The organism is Acidovorax sp. sif0632 (genome assembly GCF_019218805.1).
Classification (GTDB): Bacteria; Pseudomonadota; Gammaproteobacteria; order Burkholderiales; family Burkholderiaceae_C; genus Acidovorax; species Acidovorax facilis.
Map to the genome: position 1 here is coordinate 75,566 of NZ_JAHUWW010000003.1, position 17,246 is coordinate 92,811.

Genomic DNA, 17,246 nt, shown 5'->3' on the forward strand with positions numbered 1-17,246 from the left:
CATGCCCGCCACGCAGCTTCATCCCATCGCACCACCCGTGTTGCCAGCCACGGTGCTGGCACGTTGGCAGTTCAACACCACCGACGCCAACCCGACCACGGTGTTGCCCGATGGCTGCAGCGACCTCATCCTGCATACCAATGCGCGCGGCCAGTCTGACTGGCATATCTCTGCATTGGCCGATGCTGCAATGGTCGTGCCGGGGCGTGCGGGCGAACAATGGCTGGGCTTTCGCCTTGTACCGGGCACCCGCATTGACGCGCCAACCTTGTTGAGGTCTGCACAAGCTATCTGGCAGCAAGCCCAGCACCGCGCAGGGCGGCCCCCCTTCAGCTTTGCCGGTGGTGGCACAACGGCGCCGGAAGCCTTGTTGCTGGAAGCCATCGACCAGCACACCCGCGCGGACCCGCGTGCGCAAGAAGCGCTCCGCTCGCTGGCGCATTGCCGCACCGTAGGCGCGGCGGCGCACAGCCTGGGAGTCTCAGAGCGCAGCCTGGAGCGCCTGACCCAACGTACCACCGGCCAAACGCCCCGCTTCTGGCGCGCCCTGGCCCGCGTGCGCAGAGCAGCACAGGCCTTGGGCACTGTACAACCGCTGGCCGAAATTGCGGCGGATCACGGCTATGCCGACCAGGCGCACTTCAGCCGCGATTGCCTGCGCTGGCTGGGGCAAACACCTGCGTCGTTGCGCAGCACACCGCAACTGCTGGCCACGGTGGCACAGGCGGGCTATGACTGATTCTTGTATGAACTTAGCGCTGATGACGGGGCGATGCTGCCAGCGCAGAAGTGATCCCCACAGTTCAAGCGGTCGGCGGCCCCACAGGCGTGCACAGCTCCACCAGCGCCCCGTTGATATCCGCCACATAGGCCACGGTCTGGCCCCAGGGCATCTGCTCCGGCGCCTGCACCAGGCGCGCACCGGCATCCACCGCGCGCTGCACAGCGGCGGCCACGTCGGCCGTGGTGAACGCGATCTCGAAACTGGGCGCATCGGCCGACGCGCGCTGCGGGTTCTTGCCCAGCTCGGCCATCAGCCGCAGCGACGAGAAGGCCAGTGCGGTGGCTCCGGTGTCCAACTCGCCAAAGTCGCCTGCCTCGTGCACAAAGCGGCGAGCAAAGCCGAAGGCAGCTTCGTAAAAAGCGATGGTTTTGGGAACGTCTTCGACGTAGAGAATCGTGTAGCCAAATTGCATGAGAGCTGCCTTTGTAAGAATGGATGCGCTAAAACGTTGATGCGCAAAGCGAGACCCAGAGCTTAGGCACAGAGCCCGCTCACGTCTTGAAAAAACCCGACACTACGACCTGAACCGCCCACGCCATGCTCGACCTGCTCATCACCCACGCCACCCTGCCCGATGGCCGCCAGAACATGTCCATCGCCGTGCAGGACGGCCGCATTGCCGAAGTGACCGAGGGCCTGCAAGCGCCCGCGCATGAGACGGTAGATGCCGGTGGCCTGCTGGTGAGCCCACCGTTTGTGGATGCGCATTTCCACATGGATTCGACCCTGAGCTACGGCCAGCCGCGCGTGAACGAGAGCGGTACGCTGCTGGAAGGCATTGCGCTGTGGGGCGAACTCAAGCCCACGCTGACGCACGAGGCCATCGTGCAGCGCGCGCTGCAGTACTGCGACATGGCCGTGGCGCGCGGGCTGCTGGCCATCCGCAGCCATGTGGACACCAGCCACCCCAGCCTGCTGCCCGTGCAGGCCCTGCTGGATGTGAAACAGCGCGTGGCGCCCTACCTGGATTTGCAGTTGGTGGCTTTCCCGCAAGACGGCGTGCTCCGCGCCCCCGGCGGGCTCGACAACCTGAAACGGGCTCTGGATATGGGCGTGGACGTGGTGGGCGGCATTCCGCACTTCGAGCGCACCATGGCCCAGGGGGCCGAGAGCGTGAAGATCCTCTGCGAGCTGGCCGCCGACCGCGGCAAGCGCGTGGACATGCACTGCGACGAATCCGACGACCCGCACTCGCGCCACGTCGAAACCCTCGCCTTTGAAACCCAGCGCCTGGGCCTGCACGGCCGGGTGACCGGCTCGCACCTCACCTCCATGCACAGCATGGACAACTACTACGTGAGCAAGCTCGTCCCCCTGATGGCCGAGGCCGATCTGGGCGTGGTGGCCAACCCGCTCATCAACATCACCTTGCAGGGCCGCCACGACACCTACCCCAAGCGCCGGGGCATGACCCGCGTGCCCGAGCTGATGGCCGCAGGCCTCACGGTCGCGTTTGGCCACGACTGCGTGCTGGACCCCTGGTACAGCGGCGGCAGCGCCGACATGCTGGAGGCCGCGCACATGGGCCTGCACGTGGGGCAGATGACCAGCCAGGCTGCGATGCGGCAGTGTTTTGACGCGGTGACGGTGAACCCCGCGCGTCTGCTGGGGCTGGAGGGTTACGGCATTGCGCCCGGCTGCCACGCCGACTTTGTGTTGCTGCACGCGCGCAACCCGGTGGAGGCCATCCGCCTGCGCGCTGCGCGGCTGGAGGTGTGGCGGCGCGGCCAGCGGGTAGCGAGCAGCCCAGCGCCGGTGGCACAGTTGCGCCTGCCAGGGCGGCCAAGCAGTACAAATTTCATTTCAACGGGCAGCTCTTGAGGTCTGTCGCAGTTCGCATGCCTCGACGCCGAACGCCACGACCTCGGGTGACCCAGCGTGCCAGACGGCTACCATCGGGACACTCCAGCGGGGAATGATCATCTCGTGCTGCACCACCTCCAGCGCCTGAACCCCTTGGTCGCTTTCGCCATGCACAAACAACTCCTCCTCTTCATTGCGGCGCTGACATTCAGCGCCACTGCCAGGGCGGAAGCAAGCCTTGCGGATCTGATTTTCATGATGCCCAAGCTCGTCTTGATGGGTATCTACAACGAGTTGGCCAGGCCCTGGCTGCTGGCGGGCCTGTGGGGCGCTGCCGCTTTGTTCTGGCTGGTGCGCGCCATCACCGGCCGAGATGCCGTCGGCGAACTGCTGGATGCGTTCACCTATCCACGCAAGCCCTGGATCAATACCAGCAGCTACGGTGCCATGGCTTTGCTGGCAATGGCCACGCTGCTTTATGTGCTGATGGGCTATGCCCTGTGGGGAGCCCCCCAACGCTATGGGGGGCCCAGTTTCCCGCAGCATTCAGCACAGCCATCGAAGGGGCCTGTCGTCAAGCACACCCTGCCCTACCCTCATGGCAAATCACCAGATAACCGGCGAGGCGAATGGCCCAAATCCAGTGGCCGCTTACTCGGCCAACCTTACCTGGCCGCTGGTGGGGACACCCTGATCACGCTAAACAATCCCGGCGATGAAGGACTATGGGTGCGCCTGTGCGCAGCGGATGCCAACCCCTGTTCCCCGCTGAGGCAGGCCTACTTGTCGCCCCGCGGAGGCTACACACTGGACCGCGTGGACGAAGGCAAATACCGCGTGATATTTACCCAGACCAGTGGCAAGAACCTGTCAGGAAGCACCCGCGTGTTCTCAGTCACCGGAGACCGAAGGGGCAGCTTCAATCTGCCCCTGAAAGAATTCGACACCAAGCCCTGAAACTCTCGCCCGGTGTGGGACACAGGAAGCGCTGGTGCACTCATGCCATGCGCGCAATCGTCTTGCGAAACCGCGCCAGCGCCAGGCTGAACAGTACCGCCCCAATGCCCAGCAGCCACACCAGCGACGGCCACACCACCGCCCAGCCCGCGCCCCGGTAGAGGATGGCCTGGGCCAGTTCGGTGAAGTGCGTGGTGGGCGCCAGCGCCATCACGTACTGCACCCACAAGGGCATGCTCTCGCGGGGCGTCATGCCGCCGGACAGCATCTCCAGCGGCATCATGACCAGCACCATCAGCAGCCCGAACTGCGGCATGCTGCGCGCCACCGTGGCCATGAAGATGCCCATGGACGTGGTGGCGAACAGATGCAACGTGGCCCCCAGCAGAAACAGCGGCACCGAGCCCTCGATGGGCACGCCAATCGCCCAGCGGATCACCGCCGTGAGCGACACCCAGGTAGCGACCAGCACCACCAGCGCCATGGCCCAGACCTTGGCCAGCATGATCTCGCCCGGGGTGACAGGCATGACCAGCAGGTGCTCCACTGTGCCATGCTCGCGTTCGCGGATCAGCGCGGCGCCGGTGAGGATGATGGAGAGCATGGTCACAATGTTGATCAACTCCATCAGCGACCCAAACCACGCAGGGTTGAGCGCCGGGTTGAAGCGCGAGCGCACCGTCAGCTCGATGGGCTGCTCGGCCACGGTGCGGTCGCGCTGCACGAACTCCGCCACTTCCAGCTGCACAATCTGCTGCACCGCCCCATTGGCCGCAAACGCCTGCCCCATGCGCGTGGCGTCGATGTTGAGCTGCACCTGCGGCACCCGGCCCGCCAGCACGTCGCGCTGGAAATGGGCGGGAATATGCAGCACCAGCGTGAAGCGGCCAGCATCCAGCAACGGGTCTACCTCGCGCATGCTGATCATGGCGGGGCGTGTGAACTGGGGCGCATAAAACGCCGTGGCGATGCGCCGGGACAGCGCCGAGTCGTCCTCGTCCACGATGGCAATGGGCACGTGGTACAGCGTCTCAGGCTGCGCCATGCCCGCCGAATACACCGCCAGCGTGGTGGTGTAGACGATGAGGAACAGCATGGCCGGGTCGCGCCACAGGCTCCATAGCTCCTTGATGCCTAACCGAAATATGTTCGACCACCGGCCACGCAGTGCCATGTCAGGTCTCCTGCTTTTTGAGGAGCGCAATGGCGGTGCCGATGATGATGGGCACCGCCACCAGCATGGGCCAGAACTCGGCCTGCAAATCCTGCAGGCCCAGCGCCTTGTTGAACACGCCCCGGCTGATGGTGAACATGTGGCTGGCCGGGTAGGCCTCTCCGAACCAGCGCGCAAAGCCCGTCATGGACGACACGGGGTTGATGAGCCCCGCAAACTGCACGGCCGGAATAATCGTGCCCACCATGGCAAAGAACATCGCCGCAATCTGGCTGCGCGTGACGGTGGAGGCCAGCAGGCCCATGCCCGTGGAGCACAGGCTGAACACCACGGCGGCCAATGTCAACGTGGCAAAACTTCCGGTCATCGGCACGCCAAACACCGTCACGGCCGCCAGGCACATCAGGCCAAAGTTGAACAGCGCCAGCAGCACATAGGGCAGCTGCTTGCCCAGCATGAATTCGGTGCGTGTGGTCGGCGTGACATACAGGTTGATGATGGAGCCCAGCTCCTTCTCGCGCACCACAGCCAGGGCCGTGAGCATGGCGGGCAGCATCAGCAACAGCAGCGGGATCACGGCAGGCACCATGGACGGCAAGCTGCGCACGTCGGGGTTGTAGCGGTAGCGCGGCTCCACCTCCAGCAGGCCCCGGGGCACAACGCCCGTGCGGCTGCGGCTTTGCTCCACCAGCCATTGCTGGTGCAGGCCCTGGGCGTAGCCGATGACGGTTTCGGCACGCTGCGGCATGGCCCCGTCCACCCAGGCGCCGATCTGCACCGGCTGGCCGCGTGCCACATCGCGTGCAAAGCCGGGCGGGATCTCCAGCGCCAGCGATATCTCGGCGGATCGCATGCGTGCATCCAGCTCGGCATAGGTGGTGATCGGCGGCTGCTCGGTGAAGTAGCGCGAGCCTGCCAGGTTCAGCGTGTAGGCACGACTCAGCGCGGTCTGGTCGCGGTCCAGCACGGCAAAGCGCAGGTTCTCCACGTCCATGCTGATGCCGTAGCCCATCACGAACATCAGGATCAGCGAGCCCAACAGCGCCATGGCGCCCCGCACCGGGTCGCGGCGCAGCTCCAGCGCTTCGCGCCACTGGGTGCTGTGGATGCGGGCCAGGCTCTGGCGCAGTCGAGTGGGCCAGGTGGGGGCGTTGGGTGCGTGCCCAGGTGATGGGGTGGGCGGTGCCGTAGCCGCAGCAGGTTCCTGGGCCGGCGCGGTGCCAGCAGCGTCTTCCAGGTAGCCAATGAAGGCCTCTTCCAAGGTGGCCGCACCCCGCTTGGCCACGATCTCCTGCGGCGCCGCGCTCTCCAGCACCCGCCCCGCGTGCATCAGCGAGATGCGGTCGCAGCGCTCGGCCTCGTTCATGAAGTGGGTGGAGATGAAGATGGTGACCTTGTCGCGCCGCGCCAGCTCCACCATCAGGCGCCAGAAGTTGTCGCGCGCCATGGGGTCCACACCCGATGTGGGCTCGTCCAGAATCAGCAGCTCGGGCTGGTGCACCATGGCCACGGCCAGCGACAGGCGCTGGCGCATGCCCAACGGCAGCTTCATGGGCAACGAACTGCGCACGGCCTGCAGGTCAAAGCGCTCCAGCATGGCCGCCACGCACGCGGGCACCTCGACCTCGGGCACGTGGAACAGGCGGGCATGCAGCACCAGGTTCTGCTCCACCGACAGCTCGCTGTACAGCGAGAACGCCTGCGACATGTAGCCCACGCGCCGCCGTGTGGCCATGTCCTTGGGGTCCACCGGCTGGCCAAACAGCCAGGCCTGGCCTTCGCTGGCGGGCAGCAGGCCGGTGAGCATCTTCATGGTGGTGGACTTGCCGCAGCCATTGCTGCCCAGAAAGCCAAAAATCTCGCCGCGCTGGATGCGAAAGCTCACATGGTCCACCGCCACAAAGTCGCCAAACCGCATGGTGAGGTCGCGCGCCTCGATGGCCACATTGGCGGCGTCATCCGCCTGCGACCGGTCCAGCGGCGGAATCTGCACCGCCCGGTGGCCCCGGCGCTTGGCCTCGGGCAGCAGGGCCACAAAGGCCTGCTCCAGCGCATCATGCCCGGTGCGGGCCATCAGCTCGGCAGGCGTACCGGTGGCCAGAATGCGCCCTTCGTCCATGGCCACCAGCCATTCAAAACGCTGAGCCTCTTCCATGTAGGCCGTGGCCACGATCACGCTCATGCCCGGCCGCGCGGCGCGGATGCGGCCGATCAGGTCCCAGAACTGCGCGCGCGCCAACGGATCCACGCCGGTGGTGGGCTCGTCCAGGATGAGCAGGTCGGGGTCGTGGATGAGCGCGCAGCACAGGGCCAGCTTTTGCTTCATGCCGCCCGAGAGCTTGCCTGCAGGCCTTGCCAGAAAAGGATATAGCCCCGTGCTGCGCGTGAGCTCGTCAATGCGGCGGCGCCGCTCGGCCGCGTCGTGCCCGAACAGGCGGCCAAAAAACTGCAGGTTCTCTTCCACCGACAGCGTGGGGTACAGGTTCTTGCCCAGGCCCTGGGGCATGTAGGCGATGCGGGGGCACACCCGGCTGCGGTGGCGGCTGTGGGCCATGTTGCCGCCCAGCACCTCCACGGTGCCCTGCTGCACCGCGCGTGCGCCCGCCACCAGCGCCAGCAGGCTGGACTTGCCCACGCCATCCGGCCCGATCAGGCCCACCATGCGGCCCGCGGCCACTTCCAAATCGATGTCTGCGAGCGCCACCGTGCGCCCGTAGCGCTGGCCCACGCCACGCAGGCGGGCCACGGGTGCCGCGCTGCCGGGGAGGTTCACTGGCCGGCCTTGACAGCGAGATTAGCGGGCCATTCCACTGCGGGGTCTACCCGCAGCCAGGCCACGCCGGGCAGGCCGGTCTTGACCTGGTCCTGGTGGCGCAGCAGCAGCGCCTTGTCGATCTGGGCCCGCACGCGGAACATGAGCTTCTGGCGCTCGCTGGCGGTCTCCACCGTCTTGGGGGTGAACTGCGCGGTGCTGGCGACAAACGAGACTTCTGCAGGAATCACAAAGCCCGGCGCAGCATCGAGCACGATGCGCACCTCGCTGCCCAGCGCCACGCGACCCGCCACGGTCTCTGGCAAAAAGAAGATCATGTACACGTCGCTCAGGTCCACCAGCTGCAGCACCCGTGCGCCCGCGCCCACCACCTCGCCGGGCTGCACCACGCGGAACTGCACACGGCCATCGCGCGGGGCCTTGAGTTCACTGTCGGCCAGCTCCACATCGATCCGCGCGAGCGTGGCCTGAAGCGCGCGCACGTTGGCCTCGGCACTGGTCACCTGCGTCCGGGACGCGCCAATACCCGCCTGTGCGGCCTTGGCCTGTGCTTTGGCAGCGGTCACAGCGGCCTGCTGGCTGCGCACCTTGGCGCGGTCATCGTCGAGCAACTGGCTGGAGAAAAAGCCTTCGCGCGCCAGCTGCTCAGAGCGCGGCAGACGGCGGCGGGCAGTGTCGAGGTCGCTCTCGCGCTGGGCCACCACGGCCAGCGCGGCCTGGTAGTCGCTTTCGCGCTGGGCCACCTGCACCTGGGCGCTGCTGATGGCCAGCTGCGCCTGCTGCAGCCGGGCCACGGCCTCTTCGCGCTGGGCCTGCAGGCCGTCGATCTGCATCCGGGCCAGGGGTTGACCGGCTTTTACAAAGTCGCCCTCGGCCACCAGCACCTCCAGCACCCGGCCCGCCAGCTTGGTGGCCACGGCGATCTCGGTGGCCTCGATGCGGCCGTTGCCGCTCACAAAACCCGGGCCTGGCCCCTGGGCCTGCCAGGGCGCCCAGCGCAGCAGCAGCCATCCCCCCAGCAGCACCACGGCCAGGGCCGCGGCGATCTTCCATTGCTTGCTCATGGTCCATCCTTGTGGGCACATGGGCCCATCGGGGGATGGTAGCTTTGCACTCAACGTTGCCCCAAGCTGCAGCACGCCCTCTCTTGACCTGCATCAATCGTCCCCCCAACATCCGGCCTGCACCGGCCGCGCGTGGCTCTCACAACCGAAACCCATGACCGCCTTCACCCCCCGCCCCTTTCCGATACTCTCGCCTGGCTGCTGGGCCGTCCTGTCAGCGCCGAAGACGGGCTGCCGGAAGATGAACTCGCTGCCGCAAGCCATCGCCTGGGGTGCCAGGTGCCCCCTGCCCTGCACGCTTACTACGCCGCCGTGGGCAGGCGTGCCGATTTGATGGCCGGTTTTCAGCGGTTTGCGCCGCTGCAGGATTTGGAGTGCCTGGGCGACAAGCTGCTGTTTCTGGAAGAAAACCAGGCCGTGTGCTGGTGGGCCACCGATGCGCAGCAGAGGGTATGGCAAACCACCGACCTGGACGCTCCCGACTGGCACGAGGAAGACGTGGGCCTGGATGCGTTTTTGCACACCATCGCCTACTACCAGATGGCCCAGGGTGGCTACCCGTTCTACGGCATGCGCGCATGCCATGGGTTCTCAACGCAGGGGGACCTGGCAGCGCTGCTTCACGCCATGCAGGCGCAGGCCGTGGTGGATGTAGCGGGGCTGCGCATCTTCACCGTGGGGCCGCAGGCGCTGGTGTGGTATCTGCATGCCGAAGGGGCGCTTGCAGAGCCGGGCTTGTTCCTGAGCGCCCTGGACGGCGATCGCTTTGAGGCGCTGTGCGCCCAGTGGGACTTTGACGATCTGGGCTGATCTGACAATCAGAAAATGTTAAGAAAAATGGCTCCGGCACTTATTAAACAAGCGCTAGTAGCTATATTATTTGCAGCAAACAATCTCAGTCAGGGTTGAATTCCGCGGCCCACACCGCACGCGTTGCACCAGCCCTCCACTCAGCCCCGCACATCAAAAGCCGACAGGTGATTGGCCAGGTGCATGGCGTGCGCCTGCTCGTACTGCGCGCGGCTCAACGCCCCGTAGGCAAAGTGCGGCTGCAGCGGCCCGGCATGGGCGGCAAAGTCCTGCACGGCCTTGCGCAGCCGGGCCAGGGCCGCTGACGCGTCGGGCGTGGACGCATCCAGCGCGGGCGCGCCGGGAATGGGTTCTGCCAGGTTGTGGCTCATGCGGCCGCGCAGGGCAAACACGTTGAAAGCTGCTGCACCCAGCGTGTTCTGGAACAGCGCCGACTTGGGGGCCGGAAAACCCTGCAGCGAGAACTCGATGCTCTGTGCGCAGTGCTCCAGCGTCTGCGACCAGTTCCAGGCCGTGGCGGGTGCCAGCGGCTGGACCGCCGCGCCTGCAAGGCGTTCTACCTCTTGCATGGCGCCCGCCAGGGTGCCAAAGACGAGTTGCCGATCGTTTCCGGGCCGGTAAAGCAGATAACCAGCACCAGAGACCGCCACCACACCCAGGGTGGTCAGCCCCGTACCCGATCGGAGGAACGCCCTGCGCGGTGCAGCGGGTGGGGTAGGCGACACATCGAACGGGGCGCCCGGATTGCTGCCGTGGGGATTGATTGCCATGGGATGGTGGTCAGGTTGTTGTGGGCCGAAGGGGTGCCCGCCATTTTGCCGCCAGCAAATGCTGCAGCGGCGCAGCGAAGGTCGGGCAGCCGACACAGGCGGCGCGTACGGCGGCTCAAGCAGCAGTCGCTGCTGGCGCCACCGGAGTGCCCAAGATTTTTTCAGACACTTCCACGCGATTGCGGCCGCGCTCCTTGGCCAGGTACATGGCCTCGTCGGCGCGCTGCAGCGCAGCGCCCGCCGCGTCGCCGTGGGCACACAGGGTGACGCCCACACTCACGGTCAGCGGGATGGACTGCGGGCCCGTGGCAACTGGCTGGGCTTCGACCAGCGCGCGCAGGCGTTCAGCCACGGCCAGGGCGCCAGCGGCGCTCGCGTTGGGCAGGAAGATGGCGAACTCTTCGCCCCCCAGGCGCCCCATCACGTCTTCCTTGCGCAGGCAACGGTGGGCCAGCATCACAAAATGGCGCAGCACATCGTCACCCGCCCGGTGACCCCAGGTGTCGTTGATGTTCTTGAAGTGGTCCAGGTCCATCACCAGCACGGGCACAGCCGTCCCGGTGCGCTGGGCGGCACTGATGGCCTTGTCCAGCAGCGTGAGAAACGCGCGGCGGTTGAACACGTTGGTCAGCGGGTCCATCTCGGCCAGGTGCCGCAGCTCGCTGGTGATGAACTCGTTGGCCAGCATCAGCGCACCAAACCCCAGCAACACCACGGCCACAATGGCCTCCAGCAGAACAAACTGCGATACCAGAGCCACCAGTCCTGCGTCTGGCAAGCCGCCGGGCGCAACGGGAGCGAGCTTGAACAGTGCCGGACGCAGCAACAAAAACAGGCCATGCAGACCCGCCACCAACGCAAACAGGTAGCGCGCGGGCACGCGGCGCACGCCACCATCGGCCATCGTGCGCGCCGTGAGCAAAAAGCAGATGCCCGCACCCAGCCCCACAAAAACAAACCGCATGCCCAGATGGGGCTGCACCACGGTGAAATACACCGACGCGACCATCAGGGCCCCGATACCCAGGACCGCATACCAATGAGAAAACGGGCGTCGCCCCATGTACATGCGGCTGGCCATCAGGCACAGGTAGGCTGCCAGCGACACCGAACCTTGCGAGATCACCACCGCAACCACCTCGGGAAACCAGTCCCGCACCAGCAGACTCACGCTGAACACCGATCCCAGCAGGAACGACACCATCCACAGGCGCAGGCCGGGGATGTTCCGGTTGAACGACCACACGGCATACAACACCGTGGTGACGAGCGCAGTCAGAAGCGCTGCAATGATGAGGAGTGTGGGGCTGTGCACTTTGATGGCGGGCTGGCGGGCGGCTGGAATGTTAACCGGACCGCCGCCGGGCACCGCGCTGCGCGGCACCTTTCCTTGACCTGTGTAAAGGTGCCGCCTGGTGCAAATGGGATAAATAGGGTGGATGACGGCGCCAAGCCCGCAGCGTGCCGTTCGCGGCTAGGAGGCTGCGCGGAAGAAGGCATCGAAGCGAGACCTGCGAAAACCGAGGATCGCGTGGTGCTACCGACAAGCCCAGGGTGGGCCCCTGGGCGCAGGAGGTGGTACCGCGCGAGACCGGTTTATCGCGCGTTGCAGCCGATGTTTCTTCTGCCGCGCAGCCTCCTAGCCCACCACATTGCATTCCCGGCGCAGCAGGGCCAGGGCATCGTGCATCTGGTAGTCCATGTCGCTGAGCAAGGTTTTTTCTGCGTCCTGCACAAAGCTGGTCCACAGCGCGATGTAGTCCTGCTGGTGCACACCGGGCGCGTGGGTGCGGATGAACTCGGTGGCCAACGCGGGCTGCAGGCCGGATTTGCGCAGTTTGCGCACCAGGCTGGCGGCGGTCTTTTCGGTCAGCAGGGTTTTCTTGGGCACACCCGCAGCCAGGCACAGGAACAGCGTGAGCAGCGAATGCTCGTCATCGTTGCCCTGGGTGGTTTTTGTCCAGGTCTTGCTGGCGGGCAGCGGGGGTTCCTCGCCCTCCTCCAGCGCATCCAGGCTGCGGTGGAAGTTGTCCACCTCGGCCAGCGGGTCGTCCAGCAGAAAGTAGCGCGCGCGGAAAGCGCCGGTGGGGCGCAGCAGCGCACGCACCAGTGTGGCGGAATCCAGCAGCCTCGGCAGGTCGGCCAGCACACTGGCGCAGTGCGCCAACACCACCTCGCGCAGTTCAGCAGGCAAACCGGGGGGCAGGAGCAGCTGTGAAGGCGGCGCCAGCTTCTTCTTGCGCTGTGCCATCAGCATTTTTTCGAACGCGACGGTGTTCGGCCATTCGCCCAGATCCATGGACCTGGGCGCCAGGGCCAGCATGAGCAGGCCGGTGCGGATGACGGCTTCAGCATCGGCACCCGCAGCTTCGAGCTCGTCCGGGTCCAGGTCGAACTGCTCGGCCAGCCACTGGGCGGCATGGATGGCCTGCGCAATCTGCGTGCGGCGCGCCAGCTCAGCCCGGTAGTCAGCATGGCTGCGCAGTGACCACACGGCCAGCAGCGGGGTCTCGGCATCGGCATAGCCCGCCATGCCAAAGTTGCTGCTCTCGGGCATGCCAATCAGGCGCTTGAGCATGTCTGAGCCGCCCTTGGAGCGCGACAGCAACGAATGGTCGCGCAGCGAGATGGCGGCCTGGTGCAGGTCGCCCCCGGTGGTATCGAGCAGGTACAGGCTGATGAGGTTGACCATGCGGTCACGCGCCTTCTCCAGCTCGGGCCGCAAAAACTCGCTGCCAAAGTAGCGGGCAATCTGCACCATGCCCTTGGGCGCATCGGCATTGATGGCGGCCAGCTTGTCGGCACCAATCACGCCATGCTGGACGCCATAGGCCAGCGCCTTTTCAAAGAACGGGCGGGCGTCGTGCAGTTGCAGGGTGTTCGCGACTGCAACCGGATGGGCATCAGGGGAAGGCGTATCGGGCAGGGTCATGTGGGTATCCATCGCGCTAGGTGTTGCTCACGGGCCCGGCAACTGGCGCGGCCCCAGGCCAGGACCGCCGAGCAAGGGCCGCCCCGCAGCGAGGGCGGTGTCCCCCGTCCCGAATGGCGCAGCCATTCGAGAGAAGGGGGAAGGCGCTACGCGCCTCAGGGGGGTTGTTCTCTAAATCGCCGATTCCTCATCCGACGTACGTGCGGCGGGCGTGGCCTTGCCGCGATCCGTCTCGCTGGTCTCGAATTTGCCGTCGTCTTCCTCGGCGGGTGATTCGTCGCCCTCTTCCAGGCCCAAGTCAAAGGCACGTGCCTTGGCGCGCAGCACCAGCAAGGTTTCGATGAACAGGTCGCGGCACTCGTAGCGCAGCAGCCAGGCCATCTGCATCCAGTCGCGGTCGGCCACCTCGTCCAGATCGATGCGCGGCTGCACATAGCCCGAGGCGAGCAGCTCGTCGTCGGTCAGCGTGGGGCCATAGTCTTCCACCGCGTCAAACGTGCCGGTGCGGGCAAAGGCTTCGATGCGGCTCCACTTTTCGGCAAAGTAGTTGGCCAAGGCCTCGGCGCCACCGTCCAGGTCGCCAATGGCAGTAAGAAACTCCACCGGGTCGGCATCGTCGCGGAAGATGACCGCGTTGACCATGCTGCGCAGGTGCGTGTGGGTGAGGTCCTTGTACTGCTTTTCAAGCACCATGGCGCGCGCGAACTGCTCAGGCGTCACCAGCATGTTGACCACAGAGGCCTTGGACTCGTCGTACTCGCGCATCACGGCCAGAATGTCCTTGGGGGCCAGCTGGTCCAGCACCACCATCAAGGCGTTGTCGCCCTCAGCATCCGCCAGCTCCGACAAGGCCGATTCGGCGCCCACGATGTCGCCAGCCGCGATCAGGCTAGTGGTCTTGGTGATAAGGGCGAGGTGTTGGTTGTTGCTGCTCATGGTCGTCACTCCTTGCGGTCAAAACCCGCGTCGGCCAGCCAGTTGGAGCTGGCCTCTTCGCGGCTGCGGCTGTTTTGTGGGTCCGCAGCGTCATCGGCGCTCAGTGCGTTGTAGTCGTCATCATGCTCTGCGGCGTCTTCACCGTCATCGGCATCGCTGTCCCCCTCGGCCGACGAGGCCGCATGGTGCGCCAGGCGGGCGTGCTGCTGCAGGTATTCCAGCCCTGCAGCCACAGCCATGAAGCGGGCGCCCTGCGGTTCGCGCAGCACGGTTTGCGCCAGGCTGCTGGCCCAGGGCTCCAGCGCGATGGCAGGCGAGAGGCTGTGCCAGTCGGGCAGTTCGTCCACCGGCAGGCTCAGCAGGTGTTCCACCACAGCCGGCTTGGTGAAGCGAAAACCCTGGTGGAACACCACGGCCACCATTTCGGGGGCCAACTCCATCATCTGGACCAGAAAGGCAATCTCGTTGCGCTTTTCGGCCAGCCGCTTGCGCAGCACATCCTTGCCTTCGGAGTCGGAAACCAGGTCGTCCAGCTCGGCCTGGTAGGCAGAGCGCAGGTCATAAAAATAAGGGGAAAGTTTCACGGAGTGGTCGTTGTCAAAATGCGCGTGGAATAGGCTTGCCAGATCTCTTGGGCAGTGTGCAGCGGGTCGTCCAGCAGGTTGCGGCGGCGGTTGTCGTCGTAGGCCTGGCGGGCGGTGTCGTCCGACAGCACTTCATAGGCTTTTTGCACAGCCTGAAAGCGCTGGGCAGCGTCGGGGGCGTCGTTGCGGTCCGGGTGGTAGAACGACGCCTTCTGGCGAAAGGCTTTCTTGATGTCGGCCAGCGATGCGTTGGCCGCAAGCCCGAGGGCGGCGTAGTGGTCTGCGGTCATGGATGATTCAATGGAGCGGGGGCGGGATGAAACTGGCACCGGCGACCAGGCCAGCGGGCCACCACCATCAGCCGCCCAGGCTCACAAACACGTTCTGCACGTCGTCGTTGGAATCGATGGCGGCCAGGAAGTTCTCCACCTCTTCGAGCTGTTCGGCGGTCAGGTTGGCGGGGTTTACCGGGTTTTTGGGCTTGTAGCCCAGCTTGACCGACAGCACATTGAAGCCGTGGGCGGGCAGCGCACGGCTCACCAGATCGAGGTCGGTGGGGTCGGTCCAGAAGGTGGTGGTGCCTTCTTCGTCGCCTGCTTCAAAATCTTGTGCACCGGCTTCGATGGCGGCCAATTCGGGGTCGGCGTCGGGGTTGGCGGGCTCGGCCTCGATCATGCCGACATGGTTGAAGTCCCAGGCCACCGAGCCCGAGGTGCCCAGCTGGCCCTTGCGGAACAGCACGCGCATTTCGGGCGCGGTGCGGTTGACGTTGTCGGTCAGGCATTCGACCATCACGGCGACCTGGTGGGGCGCAAAGCCTTCGTAGATCACGCGCTCGTAGTTCACGGCATCAGCACCGGTGCCCGAGCCCTTTTTGATGGCACGCTCCAGCGTATCTTTGGGCATCGAGGCCTTGCGGGCCTGCTCTACCACCAGGCGCAGGCGCGCATTGCTGGCCGGGTCGGCACCGCCGCGCGCGGCCACGGTGATTTCCTTGACCAGCTTGCCAAACAGCTTGCCCTTGGCGTCGGCCACCTGTGCCTTGCCTTTTGCTTTCCACTGCGCGCCCATGGTGATGTCTTTCTTGGAGTTGTGGCGCGCCAGGGCGCCTGTCGATGTGATGGAGGCCCATTCGAGCACCAAAAGCCCGAAATAAGCCCCTGTGCAGGTTGGAACCGAACCCTATAGGGTACCACCGAGCCACCCGTTGCCTTGCCGCCACGCCCAAGCCAGCGCCCAGCCTGGGGGCAGGTAACCTCACCACCATGCAGGCCCTTCGCTTCCCCGTCATTCAGGACCACTGATGCTCAACACCTTGTGGCTGGGCTTTTTTCTGACCGCTGCCGTGGCCGCACTGGCCCAGTGGCTGGTGGGCGGCAATGCCGAGATCTTTTCGTCGATGGTGCAGGCCCTGTTCCAGATGGCCAAGCTGTCGGTCGAGGTAATGGTGCTGCTGTTTGGCACGCTCACGCTGTGGCTGGGTTTCTTGCGCATTGCCGAAAAGGCGGGCATTGTGGACGCCCTGGCGCGCTGGCTGGCACCGCTGTTTGCCAAGCTCATGCCCGAGGTGCCGCGCGGCCACCCCTCGCTGGGGCTGATCACGATGAACTTTGCCGCCAACGCCCTGGGGCTGGACAACGCGGCCACCCCCATGGGCCTGAAGGCGATGAAAGCCCTGCAGGAGCTGAACCCCGAGCCCGACACCGCCACCAACGCGCAGATCCTGTTCCTGGTGCTCAACGCCTCTTCGCTCACGCTGCTGCCGGTGACGATCTTCATGTACCGCATGCAGCAGGGAGCGCCCGACCCGACGCTGGTTTTTTTGCCCATTCTGCTGGCCACATCAGCGTCCACGCTGGTGGGCCTGCTCAGCGTGGCAGTGGTGCAGCGCCTGCCGCTGTGGAGCCCCGTGGTGCTGGCCTATCTGCTGCCCGTCGCACTGGTTCTGAGCGGCTTCATGGCGCTGCTGACCACCTTGAGCGCCGCCGCGCTGGCCCAGTTGTCGTCCTTGCTGGGCAACCTCACGCTGTTTGCGCTGATTGTCCTGTTCGTCGGCATCGGCGCGTGGCGCAAGGTGCCCGTGTACGAAGCCTTCATCGAGGGCGCGCGCGAAGGTTTTGACGTGGCCAAGGGCCTGCTGCCCTATCTGGTGGCGATGCTGTGTGCCGTGGGGGTATTCCGTGCATCGGGGGCGCTGGGCTATGTGCTCGATGGCATCCGCTGGTGCGTGCAGGTGCTGGGTGCAGACACCCGGTTTGTGGACGCCCTGCCCACTGCGCTGGTCAAGCCGTTTTCAGGCAGCGCTGCGCGCGCCATGCTGATCGAGACCATGCAGACGCAAGGGGTGGACAGCTTTGCGGCGCTGGCTGCAGCCACCATTCAGGGCAGTACCGAGACCACCTTTTATGTACTGGCCGTGTACTTTGGGGCGGTGGGCATTCAGCGTGCGCGGCACGCGGTGGGCTGCGCGCTGTTGGCCGAACTGGCGGGGGTGGTGGCGGCCGTTGTGGTGTGCTATCGGTTTTTTGGTTAAAGATATTGAAGAAAAATGGCCCTATCGCTTATCCATCAAACGCTATTAGCTACAAATTGAATAGCAGCTTGCTCCCACCCAATTCCTTCTTACTGGGGCCATTCCGACGCTCCCACCGGGGGTTGC

At 65.5% G+C, this 17,246-nt stretch carries 16 protein-coding genes; 5 read left to right on the forward strand and 11 right to left on the reverse strand.

Annotated elements, in window-relative coordinates:
• The first annotated feature begins 1 nt into the window (after position 1).
• Entirely contained in the window at positions 2-739 is a 738-nt protein-coding gene (locus KW832_RS10325; RefSeq protein ID WP_218299837.1) for an AraC family transcriptional regulator, read from the forward strand.
• Between the two features lie 64 nt (positions 740-803).
• Here KW832_RS10325 and KW832_RS10330 read toward each other — a convergent pair whose 3' ends face one another.
• The gene (locus tag KW832_RS10330; protein ID WP_218299838.1) at positions 804-1,196 is read right to left on the reverse strand and encodes a VOC family protein; all 393 of its coding nucleotides are present in this window, start codon (positions 1,194-1,196) and stop codon (positions 804-806) included.
• Positions 1,197-1,321: 125 nt separating this feature from the next.
• Here KW832_RS10330 and KW832_RS10335 point away from each other — a divergent pair, with 125 nt between their 5' ends.
• Together KW832_RS10335 and KW832_RS10340 are read left to right on the forward strand one after the other, a co-directional pair.
• A complete protein-coding gene (locus tag KW832_RS10335; protein WP_218299839.1) occupies positions 1,322-2,605 on the forward strand; it encodes an amidohydrolase family protein in 1,284 nt (427 codons plus the stop codon).
• Between the two features lie 105 nt (positions 2,606-2,710).
• Positions 2,711-3,544: a hypothetical protein gene (locus tag KW832_RS10340; protein ID WP_218299840.1), complete on the forward strand. Its 834-nt coding sequence runs from the start codon at positions 2,711-2,713 to the stop codon at positions 3,542-3,544.
• A 40-nt stretch (positions 3,545-3,584) separates the two neighbouring features.
• On the opposite strand, the gene KW832_RS10345 is transcribed toward KW832_RS10340, so the two are convergent.
• Genes KW832_RS10345 through KW832_RS10355 form a run of 3 tightly spaced genes read right to left on the reverse strand, consistent with a single transcriptional unit; the run spans position 3,585 to position 8,555 of the window.
• The gene (locus tag KW832_RS10345) at positions 3,585-4,718 is read right to left on the reverse strand and encodes an ABC transporter permease (protein ID WP_142146232.1); all 1,134 of its coding nucleotides are present in this window, start codon (positions 4,716-4,718) and stop codon (positions 3,585-3,587) included.
• A 1-nt stretch (position 4,719) separates the two neighbouring features.
• Complete coding sequence (gene rbbA / locus KW832_RS10350; RefSeq protein WP_218299841.1) at positions 4,720-7,491, reverse strand: ribosome-associated ATPase/putative transporter RbbA; 2,772 nt, start codon at positions 7,489-7,491, stop codon at positions 4,720-4,722.
• A complete protein-coding gene (locus KW832_RS10355) occupies positions 7,488-8,555 on the reverse strand; it encodes an HlyD family secretion protein (RefSeq protein WP_218299842.1) in 1,068 nt (355 codons plus the stop codon). Before KW832_RS10355 ends, rbbA begins: the two co-directional genes overlap by 4 nt.
• 132 nt (positions 8,556-8,687) lie before the next feature.
• Between KW832_RS10355 and KW832_RS10360 the strand changes: the two genes are divergently transcribed.
• Positions 8,688-9,365 carry a hypothetical protein gene (locus KW832_RS10360; RefSeq protein ID WP_218299843.1) on the forward strand — a complete coding sequence of 226 codons (678 nt, stop codon included), beginning with the start codon at positions 8,688-8,690 and terminating at the stop codon, positions 9,363-9,365.
• Positions 9,366-9,505: 140 nt separating this feature from the next.
• Here the strand turns inward: KW832_RS10360 and KW832_RS10365 are convergent, their stop codons facing one another.
• From KW832_RS10365 to KW832_RS10395, 7 genes are all read right to left on the reverse strand, one after another.
• On the reverse strand, positions 9,506-10,135 hold the full coding sequence (locus tag KW832_RS10365; protein ID WP_218299844.1) for a DUF1569 domain-containing protein: 630 nt from the start codon (positions 10,133-10,135) through the stop codon (positions 9,506-9,508).
• 115 nt (positions 10,136-10,250) lie between these two features.
• The gene (locus tag KW832_RS10370) at positions 10,251-11,450 is read right to left on the reverse strand and encodes a GGDEF domain-containing protein (protein ID WP_218299845.1); all 1,200 of its coding nucleotides are present in this window, start codon (positions 11,448-11,450) and stop codon (positions 10,251-10,253) included.
• A 324-nt stretch (positions 11,451-11,774) separates the two neighbouring features.
• Complete coding sequence (locus KW832_RS10375) at positions 11,775-13,067, reverse strand: hypothetical protein (protein WP_218299846.1); 1,293 nt, start codon at positions 13,065-13,067, stop codon at positions 11,775-11,777.
• A gap of 171 nt (positions 13,068-13,238) precedes the next feature.
• Positions 13,239-14,003, reverse strand: coding sequence for a hypothetical protein (locus KW832_RS10380; protein WP_121420331.1), 765 nt, complete (start codon positions 14,001-14,003; stop codon positions 13,239-13,241).
• A 5-nt stretch (positions 14,004-14,008) separates the two neighbouring features.
• Entirely contained in the window at positions 14,009-14,587 is a 579-nt protein-coding gene (locus KW832_RS10385; protein WP_121420332.1) for a hypothetical protein, read from the reverse strand.
• Positions 14,584-14,877 (reverse strand): J domain-containing protein, encoded by a 294-nt coding sequence (locus KW832_RS10390; RefSeq protein ID WP_055396708.1) that lies wholly within the window; start codon positions 14,875-14,877, stop codon positions 14,584-14,586. Before KW832_RS10390 ends, KW832_RS10385 begins: the two co-directional genes overlap by 4 nt.
• Positions 14,878-14,944: 67 nt before the next feature.
• On the reverse strand, positions 14,945-15,658 hold the full coding sequence (locus KW832_RS10395) for a YebC/PmpR family DNA-binding transcriptional regulator (RefSeq protein WP_055396756.1): 714 nt from the start codon (positions 15,656-15,658) through the stop codon (positions 14,945-14,947).
• Between the two features lie 232 nt (positions 15,659-15,890).
• Between KW832_RS10395 and KW832_RS10400 the strand changes: the two genes are divergently transcribed.
• Positions 15,891-17,120, forward strand: a complete 1,230-nt coding sequence (locus KW832_RS10400) for a nucleoside recognition domain-containing protein (RefSeq protein WP_218299847.1) — start codon at positions 15,891-15,893, stop codon at positions 17,118-17,120.
• The last annotated feature ends 126 nt before the right edge of the window (positions 17,121-17,246 follow it).